Annotated in this window: 13 protein-coding genes and 3 pseudogenes; 9 read left to right on the forward strand and 7 right to left on the reverse strand. The window is 44.7% G+C overall.

Going from position 1 to position 13,016, the window contains the following annotated elements; all coding sequences use genetic code 11:
- Positions 1–76: 76 nt before the first annotated feature.
- Positions 77–694 carry a glutathione S-transferase family protein gene (locus tag CKV74_RS00660; RefSeq protein ID WP_007241858.1) on the reverse strand — a complete coding sequence of 206 codons (618 nt, stop codon included), beginning with the start codon at positions 692–694 and terminating at the stop codon, positions 77–79.
- A 70-nt stretch (positions 695–764) separates the two neighbouring features.
- Positions 765–1,196 (reverse strand): organic hydroperoxide resistance protein, encoded by a 432-nt coding sequence (locus CKV74_RS00665; RefSeq protein ID WP_039847754.1) that lies wholly within the window; start codon positions 1,194–1,196, stop codon positions 765–767.
- Positions 1,197–1,282: 86 nt separating this feature from the next.
- Here CKV74_RS00665 and CKV74_RS00670 point away from each other — a divergent pair, with 86 nt between their 5' ends.
- From CKV74_RS00670 to CKV74_RS00685, 5 genes and pseudogenes are all read left to right on the forward strand, one after another.
- Positions 1,283–2,197, forward strand: coding sequence for an AraC family transcriptional regulator (locus CKV74_RS00670; protein ID WP_007241640.1), 915 nt, complete (start codon positions 1,283–1,285; stop codon positions 2,195–2,197).
- A gap of 133 nt (positions 2,198–2,330) precedes the next feature.
- Positions 2,331–3,123 (forward strand): annotated as a pseudogene (locus CKV74_RS00675) (ABC transporter permease).
- Positions 3,123–3,548 (forward strand): ATP-binding cassette domain-containing protein, encoded by a 426-nt coding sequence (locus CKV74_RS10560; protein WP_231897298.1) that lies wholly within the window; start codon positions 3,123–3,125, stop codon positions 3,546–3,548. Before CKV74_RS00675 ends, CKV74_RS10560 begins: the two are co-directional and overlap by 1 nt.
- A gap of 24 nt (positions 3,549–3,572) precedes the next feature.
- A complete protein-coding gene (locus CKV74_RS10565; RefSeq protein WP_231897299.1) occupies positions 3,573–3,899 on the forward strand; it encodes a P-loop NTPase family protein in 327 nt (108 codons plus the stop codon).
- The gene (locus CKV74_RS00685; protein WP_003766668.1) at positions 3,814–4,428 is read left to right on the forward strand and encodes a CadD family cadmium resistance transporter; all 615 of its coding nucleotides are present in this window, start codon (positions 3,814–3,816) and stop codon (positions 4,426–4,428) included. The genes CKV74_RS10565 and CKV74_RS00685 overlap by 86 nt, the downstream gene beginning before the upstream one ends.
- Positions 4,429–4,536: 108 nt before the next feature.
- Here CKV74_RS00685 and CKV74_RS00690 read toward each other — a convergent pair whose 3' ends face one another.
- Positions 4,537–4,755, reverse strand: coding sequence for an OsmC family protein (locus tag CKV74_RS00690; protein WP_007241575.1), 219 nt, complete (start codon positions 4,753–4,755; stop codon positions 4,537–4,539).
- A gap of 130 nt (positions 4,756–4,885) precedes the next feature.
- Here CKV74_RS00690 and CKV74_RS00695 point away from each other — a divergent pair.
- Positions 4,886–5,749, forward strand: a pseudogene (locus tag CKV74_RS00695) (AraC family transcriptional regulator N-terminal domain-containing protein).
- 202 nt (positions 5,750–5,951) lie between these two features.
- On the opposite strand, the gene CKV74_RS00700 reads toward CKV74_RS00695, so the two are convergent.
- A complete protein-coding gene (locus CKV74_RS00700) occupies positions 5,952–6,716 on the reverse strand; it encodes a hypothetical protein (protein WP_095176614.1) in 765 nt (254 codons plus the stop codon).
- A 161-nt stretch (positions 6,717–6,877) separates the two neighbouring features.
- Here CKV74_RS00700 and CKV74_RS00705 point away from each other — a divergent pair, with 161 nt between their 5' ends.
- Positions 6,878–7,264, forward strand: coding sequence for a pyrimidine dimer DNA glycosylase/endonuclease V (locus CKV74_RS00705; RefSeq protein WP_095176615.1), 387 nt, complete (start codon positions 6,878–6,880; stop codon positions 7,262–7,264).
- A 2-nt stretch (positions 7,265–7,266) separates the two neighbouring features.
- Complete coding sequence (locus CKV74_RS00710) at positions 7,267–8,412, forward strand: iron-containing alcohol dehydrogenase (RefSeq protein WP_007241507.1); 1,146 nt, start codon at positions 7,267–7,269, stop codon at positions 8,410–8,412.
- Between the two features lie 128 nt (positions 8,413–8,540).
- Here CKV74_RS00710 and CKV74_RS00715 read toward each other — a convergent pair whose 3' ends face one another.
- The 3 genes from CKV74_RS00715 to greB form a co-directional block, all read right to left on the reverse strand.
- The gene (locus CKV74_RS00715) at positions 8,541–9,464 is read right to left on the reverse strand and encodes a DMT family transporter (protein ID WP_007241676.1); all 924 of its coding nucleotides are present in this window, start codon (positions 9,462–9,464) and stop codon (positions 8,541–8,543) included.
- Positions 9,465–9,574: 110 nt separating this feature from the next.
- The gene (locus tag CKV74_RS10520; protein ID WP_007241576.1) at positions 9,575–9,916 is read right to left on the reverse strand and encodes a YMGG-like glycine zipper-containing protein; all 342 of its coding nucleotides are present in this window, start codon (positions 9,914–9,916) and stop codon (positions 9,575–9,577) included.
- A gap of 212 nt (positions 9,917–10,128) precedes the next feature.
- Positions 10,129–10,605, reverse strand: a complete 477-nt coding sequence (greB, locus tag CKV74_RS00725) for a transcription elongation factor GreB (protein WP_007241736.1) — start codon at positions 10,603–10,605, stop codon at positions 10,129–10,131.
- A 113-nt stretch (positions 10,606–10,718) separates the two neighbouring features.
- Between greB and CKV74_RS00730 the strand changes: the two are divergent.
- Positions 10,719–12,893, forward strand: a pseudogene (locus tag CKV74_RS00730) (Tex family protein); the annotation flags it as partial.
- Positions 12,894–13,016 lie beyond the last annotated feature (123 nt).

Raw genomic sequence — 13,016 nt, forward strand, 5'->3', positions numbered from 1 at the left:
TGCCTGACAATTTGACCGTACTTCGTTATAAAAAGCTGTCTGAAATTTCAGACGGCTTTTATGTCAAAATTAATTATTATGCCAATTTTTTTAATTCTAATTCACCAACGCGCTCACAGGCTTTACGGTAATATTCGTTGCTTTCCACTTGGGCAACGAAACGTTCAATGTTAGGAAATTGACCTTTAGGTACGAGCATGAGAGCAAATTGTAGAGGGAAAGACATCATGATATCTGCACCGCTTAACTCTTTGCCTAAAAACCAGGTTTTACCATGTAGGCTATTTTCTATATAGTTGAGGTGTAGGTTAAATTGAGCATCGCAAAATGGCTTCATGGCTTCTGACTGAGTCATGTATTTCATTATCATGGCTGGCATAGCGGAACCTTCTGCGTAATGCACCCATTGCAAATAGTTCACGTAGTCTGCATGGTTGATATCAGGATGTAACTTGCCGTTACCATAACGAGCTAGAATATATTCAACAATCGCACCGCTTTCTGCAACGATGGTTTCATCGTCTTTAATCAGTGGCGATTTACCAAGTGGGTGAATATTGTGTAGCTCTTTAGGCGCTAATTTAGTCACGGGATCTCGCTCAAAATTTTGTACGTTATATGGTAGATTCAAAGCTTCCAGTAACCATGCGATACGTTGTGAACGAGACTGTTTAAGGTTATATAGGGTAATCATATTTGCTCCTTTTTTCTATAAATTAAGGTAGCTGAGTACTACTTGATGTATTCAAGCTGCCTTTGTTTTATTACAAATCAAACGATTGGATTACGTTCATATGTAAGCGTACATCGACATTACCACGAGTAGCGTTAGAGTAAGGGCAAACTTCGTGAGCACGAGTAATCAATTTGCGTGCCTCATCTTCCGTCAAACCTGCTACGGTAATCGTGATATCTAAATCTAAGCCAAATGCACCATCGGCTTTTTGACCGATCCCCACGCCAACAGTAGTGGAAGACTTCGTTGGTTTCAAACCAAGAGTCGGTGCTACATGGTTCATTGCGCTATCAAAACAAGCCGCGTAACCCATAGCGAAAAGTTGTTCCGGGTTAGTACCCTGTTTGTCGCTTTCATTTTGGAATGAAACCAAATCAAAGCCGATTGAACCGTCGTCTACTTGGGTACGACCATCACGTCCACCAGTTGCTGTTGCTGATGTTTTGTAGAAAATTTTCATAATGTTTTCCTCAATTAAATATTGGTTAATATGTTTTGGCGTACTGCCGTTGAAAGTGAGTCCATTATATTGAACGGCAATATGAGGTGTTATATGATTCATCCAAAATACTTGCCTATTCCTACAAAACTATATTCTCAACTGAAACGATAGAACGCTTATTACAAGTTATTCCATATAACCAAACCTATTCATCTCCAATTAAAGGCTTGGTGATTCGCCATGCCGATCAGCCGTTTTGCTACGAGGGTATTATTCAAGAACCAAGCATTTGTATCGTGTTAAGTGGGGAACGTGAAATACAGTTGGGCGAACAATGTTACCGCTTTGATAATCAACACTTTATGTTCTGTCCTGTCAATGTACCGATGCGCGGCGAAATTAAACATGCCGAGCCGCAAAAGCCGTTTTTAGTGATGTCGATGAAAATTGATATTGAGAGCGTTAGCAAGATTTTATTAGCAAATCCAAACCTTGCAGATGATGTTCAACAGGGCGACAAAGGCTTTGCACAATGGCATTTGGATGAATCTCTCAAAAATGCTGTTGAACGCTTATTGATCTTGCACGAAAATCCAAAAGATATTGAGTTTCTTGCACCGCTTATCCAACAAGAAATTTATTATCGACTCCTTACAGGCGAACAAGGTGGCAAATTTAAAGCTATGGTAAGCAATGGATCGCACACCAAAAAAATCGCCCAAGCCACCCATTATCTGCAACAACATTTTAGTGAAACCATCACCGTGGAAACCTTGGCAAATCTAAGTGGTATGTCGCTGTCTGGTTTTCATAGCCATTTCAAAAAAATCACTAGCCTTTCACCACTGCAATATCAAAAATCCTTACGTCTAATGGAAGCTAGACGACTGATCGCACAAGAAGGACAAGGCATTACCGAAGCCGCTTACCAAGTCGGCTACGAGTCACCCAGCCAGTTCAGCCGTGAATACAAACGCTATTTCGGGCATGCGCCAAAAAGGGAAGCGGGGGTAAAATAGTCAGCAATGCAAGGAAGTTCAGCCCACCGTTTTTTAGATGATATTGAGCTGGGTTACGCTAGCAGTTAACCCAACCAATATTTTCAGACGGCCTATCATCTCCAAACCATCACTATAAACCAACACTCAAACCATGATTAAAACCGACAAAATCCGCAAACCGCAGCCTGCGCTGTTTTACATCATCGACTACCTTTGGAGCGGCTTTGCCGGTCTGAGTGTGGCGATGGTGGTGGCGTTGTGGGCGTGGGGAAGCGCCGTGTTCGGCGAGTTTATGCTGCCTGCGCCGGTGGAGGTGTTTCAAAAGTCATTGGATTTATTGAAACATTTTCAGGAAAACGAAATCGGGATTTCGCTGTGGCGGTCGGTGGTGGGGATTTCGGTTGCGCTGGTAGCGGGATTGGCTGCGGGGCTGGTGGCGGGCAGTTTTAAGACGGCGATGGCGTTGCTCAAGCCTGTGATTACGATTTTGTTGGCGATGCCGCCGATTATTTGGGTGGTGATGGCGTTGTTTTGGTTTGGTTTCGGCAATCCGAGCGTGTTGTTTACCATCATTGTGTTGGTTGCGCCGCTGACGTTTGCAAGTGCGGCGGTTGGGATGGCGAGCGTGAACAGGCAGCATGAGGAATTGTTTGACGCTTATAAGTTAGGCCGTCTGAAAAAAATCCGTTATCTGTATATCCCACATCTGACGGGCTATGTGATTTCCAGCATCGGCGTGGCGGTGGCGATGGGGGTGAAAGTGGTGATTATGGCGGAACTCTTGGGCGCGAGCGAAGGCGTGGGCGCGCGGATTGCGGACGCGAGGGCGATGCTGGAGACTTCGACGGTGATGGCTTATGTTGTTGGTTATCGTGTTTGTGTCACTGTTTGAATACCTGATTACCAAGCCTTTGGAAATTTTGTTTATGCCGTGGAGAAGGTGATGCTCTGTCTTGAAAACGTGCGTTTTGAAATTCTCCGCGACCCCATCGTGCGCGATTTCAGTTTGAACCTGCAACATGGCGAAGTGAAAGCTTTGTTCGGGCCGAGCGGCTGTGGCAAGACGACGGTTTTGCGTTTGATTGCGGGCTTGGAAACGCCGAAATCGGGCACGATACGCAATACTTTCCACAAAACGGGTTTTCTGTTTCAGGAAAACCGCCTGCCGGAAAACTTGACCGCGATGCAGAATATCGCTATTTTTATGGACAAACCCGATGAAGGCGAAATCATCGCGCTGGCGGCGAAAGTCGGGCTGACTGCGGGCGATTTGAACAAATATCCGACCGAATTGTCCGGCGGCATGGCGAAACGGGTAGCATTTTTGCGCCTGCTACTGTGCGGCTGCGACCTTGCCTTGCTGGACTAGCCGTTCGTCGGTTTGGACCGCGATTTGCGCGATATTTTGGTCGCAATGCTGGTGGAAAAAATCGAGCGGCAGGGCATGGCGTGTATGCTGGTAACGCACGACCGCTTCGAAGCCGCGCGCCTGAGCCATGAAATCATGCTGCGTTCCGCTAAGGGCATGAACGTGCAAAACGTGATTACTCTGCCCACGCCGCTGTCCGAACGCGATTCGGTTTTTGAAAAAGCCGTGGTGCCAAGGGGGCAGGGGATTCATTATGAGGTGCTTTATGTTTTCGACTGTGATTACTGCTGCTGTTTTATATATTGCTACAGCAGTAGATTTGTTGGTAATACTATTAATATTTTTTGCTAGAGCAAATACTAGAAAAGAATATCGAGATATTTATATCGGACAATATTTAGGTTCTGTAATTTTAATATTAGTTAGTTTATTTCTAGCTTTTGTTTTGAATTATGTTCCGGAAAAATGGGTGTTGGGTTTATTAGGTTTAATACCGATTTACTTAGGTATTAAAGTTGCTATTTACGACGATTGTGAGGGCGAAAAAAGAGCTAAAAAAGAATTGGATGAAAAAGGGTTGTCAAAATTAGTCGGTATTGTTGCTTTGGTTACAGTTGCTAGTTGTGGTGCAGATAATATTGGACTTTTTGTTCCTTACTTTGTGACTTTAGATCTTGTCGACTTATTAGTTACTCTTCTTGTATTTTTAATATTGATTTTTGTTTTAGTATATACAGCACAAAGATTGGCTAATATTTCAGGTGTTGGTGAAATTGTAGAGAAGTTTAGTCGTTGGATAATGGCTGTTATTTATATTGGTTTAGGGTTATTTATTATTATTGAAAATAATACAATTCAAACAATAATATCAATAATATGAATGATACGGGCATTTGAGTATCTGACAAACCTTCGGCTTGCTTCTTCAATACAAGATACAACCCTGTCCGCCCAATAAATCCATATCCGAAAGCATCTTTATGCAGAATTAAGCCAAACCATGAATAAGTTTTTCACCCACCCCATGCGGCCGTTTTTCGTCGATGCGGCGGTGCTTGACATACTCGGCGCGTTGGTGTTTTTCATCAGCTCCGGTGCCATCATTTTGAAATGAAACCAAATCAAAGCCGATTGAACCATCGTCCACTTGGGTACGACCATCACGTCCGCCGGTTGCTGTTGCTGATGTTTTGTAGAAAATTTTCATGATATTGTCCTCAATTCAATATTGGTTAAATGTTTTGGCGTACTGCCGTTGAAAGTGAGTTCATTATATTGAACGGCAATATGAAGTGTTATATGATTCATCCAAATTATTTGCCTATTCCTACAAAATTATGTTCTCAACTGAAACGATAGAACGCTTATTAAAAGTTATTCCACATAACGAACTCTATTCATCACCGATTAAAGGCTTATTTCTTCGCCATTCAGATCAACCATTTTGTTACGAAGGTATTATTCAAGAGCCGAGCATTTGCATCGTGTTAAGCTGAGAACGTGAAGTGCAGCTAGGCGAACAATGCTACCGTTTTGACAATCAACACTTTATGTTCTGCCCTGTCAATGTGCCGATGCGCGGCGAAATTAAATATGCCGAGCCGAAAAAGCCGTTTTTAGTGATGTCGATGAAAATTGATATTGAAAGCGTTAGCAAGATTTTATTAGCAAATCCAAACCTTGCAGATGATGTTAAACAGGGCGATGAAGGTTTTGCACAATGGTATCTGGATGAATCTCTCAAAAATGCTGTTGAACGTCTATTGCTCTTGCACGAAAATCCAAAAGATATTGAGTTTCTTGCACCGCTTATCCAACAAGAAATTTATTATCGACTCCTTACAGGCGAACAAGGTGGCAAATTTAAAGCCATGGTAAGCAATGGATCGCACACCAAGAAAATCGCCCAAGCCACCCATTATCTGCAACAACATTTTAGTGAAACCATCACTGTGGAAACCTTGGCAAATCTAAGTGGCATGTCATTATCTGGCTTTCATAGTCATTTCAAGAAGATAACCAGCCTTTCACCGCTGCAATACCAAAAATCATTACGTTTGATGGAAGCTAGACGACTGATCGCACAAGAAGGGCGAGGCATTACCGAAACCGCTTACCAAGTCGGCTACGAGTCACCCAGCCAGTTCAGCCGTGAATACAAACGCTATTTCGGGCATGCGCCGAAGGGGGATACTAAATAGATAGGGCTACAAAGAAACATCAGCCTGTCGATACAAAACTTTATAGCTTTGCCTGAATTACCGGCTCAAAGCAATTTATTAACGATTGGCCTGCATCTGTGTTTGCTAACCAGCTTTCCTCAATCGATTTGAAGCATCCCTTTAGATTCAAAAGACTTATTTTGCACATATGGGTACATAAAGCGCCCACATACGTAGAATACTATTTTTTTACCTTTTTCTCTTTTACAAAACGTTCACCGTCAAATCGATAATAAATGCGTTTTGAGGTCATTTTTCCATCTCCGCAAGATTCGGAAAATGGAAGGACTAATGGAAAGCTGAAGCGATTCTGCTGCAGATCGTAGTCAACATATGCATTCGAAGTTGGTAAATCTGAATTGGTTGTTGAAATATAGCTAGTATAAATATCTGAAATGAGTTTTTTACCCTGAATTAACGGTGCCTCTTCTAGGCCATTTGGAGTAATTTGGTAAAACTGCCCGCTGATCCCATAAATACAGGAACTGGCAATATAAGCACTTTCGATAAAATAATAAGGTTTTCCATTTAAGACAGGATTAAATACTCGTCTTATTGAACCATCATTTTCATTAAATTTGGTTTTCCATGTGCCATTAGGTAACCGATAACGCCAAAAACTACCATAATCATGCATTGAACCACCGGATTGCCAATCCCAACTCAGAATTTCAAGTTGTTTATCCGCTGAGGTTAACAAATCAACATCTTCTGCGATGGTTTTTGTCCAATTGCAATGATTTCCCCCCAATGTTGCAATTTTATCTAATGCATCATTAAAACGTTTAGCGGCCGATTCATAGTTTTCATAATTATAATTTGTTCTATAACTCCCATAAGTTTTCATATCGGCATAAGCGGCTGCCAATTCGGCATCAATGACGGCACATTGATTGGCATAACCGGCAGAAGAAAATAAACAAAGGCAAAGTAAGTATTTTTTCATATTGAACTCCTAGGACAATAAATATCTCAATCACAACTGGTTTGATGATATAGCTTCTTCAGGCAAAATACTAAAATTCTTTGTAATTTAAAGAGAATAAACAATCCGTAGACAAATGAACTCTCCCCCCGTACTATGTTCCCTTTTCTTTGGTATTAATGATGACTCGAATTAATCTTGTTCCGCCGGCTGAGCTATGCGATCAACATCTTTTAGCGGAACATCGTGAGTTAACCCGCATTCCCAACGCCGTGGCAAAAGGCAAATATCACCTGAAAGGACAACCGACCGAATATAAATTAGGCGAAGGTCATGTGCGTTTTTTCTTTAATAAATTGGCCTTTTTGAAGCAACGCTACGATGCCTTACATGCGGAATGCAAAGCCCGCGGCTTCAACGTACAATATATCTGGAATGAAAATCTGCCCGACGATCCTACCCTTTGGCAGGATTATCAGGCCACCGAACAAGCCTTACAGCTCAATCGCCAGCGTATACGCGAAAGAATGCCGCAGAAGGCGCGATTTACCCAACATCGACAGGAGTAAACATGTATCCATTTAGTTTTCACAATCCAACCCGTATTGAGTTTGGCGTGGATAAAGAACAATTTATGGGCGCTTATATGCGTGAATACGGAGCTAAACGGGCATTGATCGTTTATGGTAGCGAACGGGTGAAACAATCCGGCCTTTTCGCACGCGTTGCCAACGGCTTGCGTGAACAAGGAATTGAATTCATCGAATGTGGCGGTATCAAAAGCAACCCGGTACTCAGCAAAGTACGCGAAGCCGTGCAAATGGCCAAGGATTTTAAAGCTGACAGCGTGCTTTCCATCGGTGGCGGCTCCTGTTTGGACAGTGCCAAAGCCATTGCGGCCGGTGCCTGCTACGCCGGCGATGTGTGGGACTTTTTCAAAGGCACGCCAATTCCTCAAGCCTTAATGATTTTTGATGTCATCACCCTTGCCGCCACCGGGAGTGAAATGAACTGGGGTGCGGTGATTACCAATGAAGAAACCCGACAAAAAGACTCCATCCACGATCGCCTGCTGTTTCCTAAGGTGTCAGTCATCAATCCACAATTACAGGCCACCGTCAGTCGTGAGTATTTAGTCTATTCTGCCGCGGATATTATTGCCCACTCCATCGAAGCCTATTTCACCGCAGAAAATCGACCACAAATTATCGATGGCTTAGTGGAAAACAATATTAAAAGCGTTATCCAAACCACCGAAAAACTCCTTGCCGATCCCAACGATCTCGATGCCCGTGGTGAATTTGCTTGGGCTGCCACCCTTGCACTAAATGGCCTTACCCATTTAGGCATCGGCAAATATCAGTTCCCAAATCATATGCTCGAACATTCCATGAGTGCTATTTGCGATGTGCCACACGGCGCCGGCTTATCGGTCTTAATGCCGGCTTGGATGCATTGGTATCAAGCGCATAATCCGCAACGGTTTATCCGTTTTGCTCGAGAGGTGTTTGCTTTGGATTCCGCGGAACAAGGAATTCAGGCGCTACGTGCTTGGTTTGACAAAATCGGGACGCCTACCCGCCTCAGCCAGCTCAATATTACTGATGCCCAATTAGAGGAAATTATTGAGAATGCGGCACAAACCGCCAAGCAGCGCAATCTAGATGTGCTGTATAGCAAAGCAGCGATTAGCGATATTTTTGCCCTAACCCGCTAATTCAACAAATAAAAATGCCGATGTCTCAACACATCGGCATTTTTTAAATCAACCCTAATAAAATCAATGACTTACACTCTATTTTAAGAAAAACTCTGATTTTCGAAGGGGCGTTATCCGTATTGGAATCACCCTAAACGCACCAAAGCAATCCCTCCCAGCAATATACATAGCCCTAACCATTGCACGGCATGAATGCGTTTACGCGGAGACCCTAGCAGGCCAAACTGATCGATCAATAAGCTCCCCCCAATCAACCCGAGTAAACTCACCAGTACCGTTAATCCCGTGCCAATCAGCGGTACTAGAATTACCGAACCAGTGATAAAAAATGCCCCTAAACAACCTCCGCCGATACACCAAATTGGCATTCCGGCCTGCAATGCCTGTGGCAAGCGTTGCCAACGCCCTTCCTTTAATGCGACTAATAGGATTAAACAAAGCGCGCCTAAGAAAAAGGAAACAAAAGCCGCCAATATCGCAGAATCCAATAGCCGCCCCAACGTGCCATTCATTGCGGTCTGAGTTGCACTCAATCCACCGGCCAGCACGCCGAGTACACGCCAGCCCCATAGGCCACTGGCTACAGTATTTTTGGCTTGGCGTAAATTGGGTAAGACCACGGTAATAAAGATTCCAGCCAACACCAGTATCACGCCGCCCAAACGGGTAAGCCCAAAGGATTGCTGCGGTGCACCAAACCAACCGAAATGATCAATGAGTACGCCCATCAATACTTGCCCTAAAATTGGCATCAAGGCGGTTTGCATACTCCCTAAACGGGGAAACAATAAAATATTACTAGTCAGCACAATTACACCGAGGCTGCCACCGCTCCACAACCAAAAGGGTGTATTAGCCCAAGTTGTGGCGCTAATCCATAGGGATTGACCGGATAATAATGCGACCAGTGCCAGACAGAGCGTACCGCCGGAAAAGGAAATCAGAGAGGCATAAAAAGGCGATCCCAAATAACCGCGCAAACGGGAATTAACGGCAGTTTGTAAGGCTTGGCCGCCACCAATAAAAATACCCAATAGTCCGGCAAACATATATTCTCCTTAGTAAAATTGGCGCTTATTATGCCGTAAACCGATGCACTTGCCGAATTTTGTCCATAAAAAACGCCCGTTGCTATGGACGGGCGTTGGCTTATTTGGGACTAATCGTCGTCATCATCGAAGTAATGGCGATGGTGGCGGCGATGTTCATGGCGATCGTAATAACGCTCGCGCTCACGCTCCCAACGACGTTCTTCGCGCCGTCTGTCTTCGTTGCGACGGGCTTCTTTTTTGTTTTGTACGTGGTCATAAACGCCACCGGCAATTGAGCCGAGTGCAGCGCCGCCCACGGCGGATTGGGTATCGCCGCCTAACACGTAACCGGCCAGTCCGCCGATAGCGGCTCCGGTTCCCACGCGACGATTGGTTTGATGATTACCGCAAGCGCTCAAGGCTACGGCAAGGGTTGCCACAACAATGGTCTTTGCAATTGTTGCTTTCATCTGCATTCTCCTATTTGATTTAATAATGCGGCATTGGTTACCCAATGCGCTGCATAAGAGTGATGAAGATAAATGAAAGTTCATTTCAATCGCTTAAACTTTGTACAGGATTTTTTCTCCTTTAAATACAACCCATTTATTTTTAAGGAAAAACGGTGATTTTTCTGAAAACTTAAAAAAACCACCGTTTGTCTATTTTTTATACCATCTGATTATTTTTCATACCATATGCGGTTGATATAACAAATGATCCGCCCTGAGGGGGTTTCCACCGCAATTTCTTCGTCCACCGTTTTCCCAATCAATGCCCGTGCCACCGGAGAATCAATGGAAATCCAGTTCTTCGCCGGATCAAATTCATCGCAACCCACCAAGCGATATTGTTTCAATTGACCTTGCTCGTCCTCCAGCTCCACCCAGGCGCCAAAAAACACTTTGCCTTCCTGTTTCGGGCTGTAATCCACGATCTGCAATACTTCTAAACGCTTGGTTAAAAAGTGTACCCGTCGGTCAATTTCCCGTAAACGGCGTTTGCCGTAAATATATTCAGCATTTTCGCTACGATCGCCCAAGGCTGCAGCATCGGAAACCGCTTGAGTCACTTGTGGACGTTCCTCTTTCCATAAAAATTTCAGTTCTTTATCCAGCGCATTCCAACCGGCGCGGGTGATGTAATGAGATTTAGCCATAGTGAATTATCCATCGGTAAAATTTATGGAATTATATTTGAGCCAAGGGTCTAAAACCAGTATTCTATCGCCCGCGTTATGCGCTTTACCCTTTGAACAAAGAAGTTTTTATAATGTTAAATCAACAAATTAGCCAAATTATTGCAGCGGAATTAACCGTTCAACCACAACAAATTCTTGCCGCCATCCAATTACTTGATGACGGTAACACCATTCCTTTTATCGCCCGTTATCGGAAAGAAGCCACCGGTGGTCTTGATGACACCCAGTTACGCCACTTTGAAACCCGTCTACTCTACTTACGTGAGCTTGAAGAACGCCGTCAAACCATTTTGAAATCCATTGACGAGCAAGGCAAATTGACCGATGAATTACGCGACAAAATTTTTGCCACGCAAAGTAAAACCGAATTAGAAGATTTATATCTCCCCTACAAACCCAAACGCCGTACCAAGGGCCAAATTGCTATTGAAGCTGGGCTTGAGCCTCTTGCGGATTTACTCTGGAATGAGCCGCAACATGAGCCGGAAACTGCCGCAGCAGCATTTATCGATGTGGACAAAGGCGTTGCCGACAGCAAAGCCGCCCTTGATGGTGCTCGCTATATTTTAATGGAGCGTTTTGCCGAAGATGCCGGCCTATTAGCTAAAGTACGTGATTATTTAGCGAAAAATGCTGTGATTGTGTCCAAAGTGATCGAAGGCAAAGAAACCGAAGGCGCAAAATTCCAAGACTATTTTGATCACCAAGAATTGCTGAAAAATGTGCCTTCACACCGTGCGCTAGCAATGTTCCGTGGGCGTAATGAAGGTATTTTACAACTCTCCTTGAATGCTGATCCCGATGCCGAAGAGGGCGTACGCCAAAGCTATTGCGAAGAAATTATCCGTGATTATTTAAATGTGCGTTTTAGTGGCCAACCGGCGGATAAATGGCGTGAACAGGTAATCAGTTGGACCTGGAAAATTAAGGTCTCACTCCACTTGGAAACGGAATTAATGGCGAGTTTGCGGGAAAAAGCGGAAGAAGAAGCCATTGATGTATTTGCGCGCAACCTCACCGCGCTATTGATGGCGGCACCGGCAGGCGCAAAAAACACCATGGGATTAGACCCGGGTTTGCGTACCGGAGTGAAAGTGGCAGTAGTGGATAACACCGGTAAATTATTGGATACCGCAACGATTTATCCACACACCGGCCGAGAAGCGGAAGCGCAAATGACGATTTTTGGCCTAATTCGCAAACACCAAGTTGAGTTAATTGCTATCGGTAACGGTACGGCCTCCCGTGAAACCGAACGATTTGCCAAATCGGTAATTAAGGAAATCAAAGAGCATAAACCACAAACCGTGGTGGTTAGCGAAGCGGGCGCATCGGTGTACTCTGCCTCCGAATTTGCCGCCAACGAATTCCCGAACTTGGATGTGTCCTTGCGTGGTGCTGTGTCAATCGCCCGTCGTCTGCAGGATCCGTTAGCTGAATTGGTAAAAATCGAACCCAAAGCCATCGGTGTTGGCCAATATCAGCATGATGTAAACCAAAGCCAATTAGCCCGCAAATTGGATGCGGTGGTGGAAGACTGTGTAAATGCCGTAGGCGTGGATTTAAATACCGCATCAGCACCATTATTGGCACGCGTGGCGGGAATGACAAAAACCTTGGCACAAAACATTGTGGATTACCGCGATGAAAACGGCCGTTTTGAAAGCCGTGTACAATTGAAAAAAGTACCACGTTTAGGGCCTAAAGCCTTTGAACAATGCGCCGGTTTCATGCGCATTGCGGCGGGCAAAAATCCACTGGATGCCTCCGGCGTTCACCCGGAAGCCTATCCAATCGTTGAGAAAATCCTGCAGGCCACCGCGCAATCCATTCAGGATTTAATGGGCAATGCCGGCATTGTGCGCCAACTGGATGCCAAACAATTTACCGATGAACAATTCGGTTTGCCGACCGTGTTGGATATTTTCAAAGAATTGGAGAAGCCGGGGCGAGACCCGCGTGGTGAATTCAAAACCGCGGTATTTGCCGATGGTGTTGAAGAAATCACCGATTTAAAACCGGGCATGATTTTGGAAGGCACGGTCACCAATGTGACCAACTTTGGCGCATTCATCGATATCGGTGTTCATCAGGACGGTTTGGTGCACATTTCCTCCTTAAGCGATAAATTCGTAGAAGATCCGCATCAAGTAGTGAAAACCGGTGATATCGTGAAAGTGAAAGTGTTGGAAGTGGATATTCCACGCAAACGGATTGCCCTCACCATGCGCCTTGATGAAGAAGCCCGTGCGTCAAGCAAAGCTGAACGCCCGCAGGGCAAAGCTCGTCCACAGGCACCGCGGGAACGTAATCCACAAAGCAACAGCGCCATGGGCAACGCCTTCGCCGATGCGCTGAAAAACTGGAAA

The organism is Haemophilus pittmaniae (assembly GCF_900186995.1).
GTDB classification, from domain to species: Bacteria; Pseudomonadota; Gammaproteobacteria; order Enterobacterales; family Pasteurellaceae; genus Haemophilus_D; species Haemophilus_D pittmaniae.

Bases quoted from the DNA above. Each gene is read 5' to 3' on its own strand.
- CKV74_RS00710 (WP_007241507.1), top strand. From the start codon at position 7,267: ATGTATCCATTTAGTTTTCACAATCCAACCCGTATTGAGTTTGGCGTG.
- CKV74_RS00690 (WP_007241575.1), bottom strand. From the start codon at position 4,755: ATGAAAATTTTCTACAAAACATCAGCAACAGCAACCGGCGGACGTGAT.
- CKV74_RS00660 (WP_007241858.1), bottom strand. From the start codon at position 694: ATGATTACCCTATATAACCTTAAACAGTCTCGTTCACAACGTATCGCA.
- CKV74_RS00700 (WP_095176614.1), bottom strand. From the start codon at position 6,716: ATGAAAAAATACTTACTTTGCCTTTGTTTATTTTCTTCTGCCGGTTAT.
- CKV74_RS10560 (WP_231897298.1), top strand. From the start codon at position 3,123: ATGCTCTGTCTTGAAAACGTGCGTTTTGAAATTCTCCGCGACCCCATC.
- CKV74_RS00715 (WP_007241676.1), bottom strand. From the start codon at position 9,464: ATGTTTGCCGGACTATTGGGTATTTTTATTGGTGGCGGCCAAGCCTTA.
- CKV74_RS00685 (WP_003766668.1), top strand. From the start codon at position 3,814: ATGTTTTCGACTGTGATTACTGCTGCTGTTTTATATATTGCTACAGCA.
- CKV74_RS00665 (WP_039847754.1), bottom strand. From the start codon at position 1,196: ATGAAAATTTTCTACAAAACATCAGCAACAGCAACTGGTGGACGTGAT.
- CKV74_RS00705 (WP_095176615.1), top strand. From the start codon at position 6,878: ATGACTCGAATTAATCTTGTTCCGCCGGCTGAGCTATGCGATCAACAT.
- CKV74_RS10520 (WP_007241576.1), bottom strand. From the start codon at position 9,916: ATGAAAGCAACAATTGCAAAGACCATTGTTGTGGCAACCCTTGCCGTA.
- greB (WP_007241736.1), bottom strand. From the start codon at position 10,605: ATGGCTAAATCTCATTACATCACCCGCGCCGGTTGGAATGCGCTGGAT.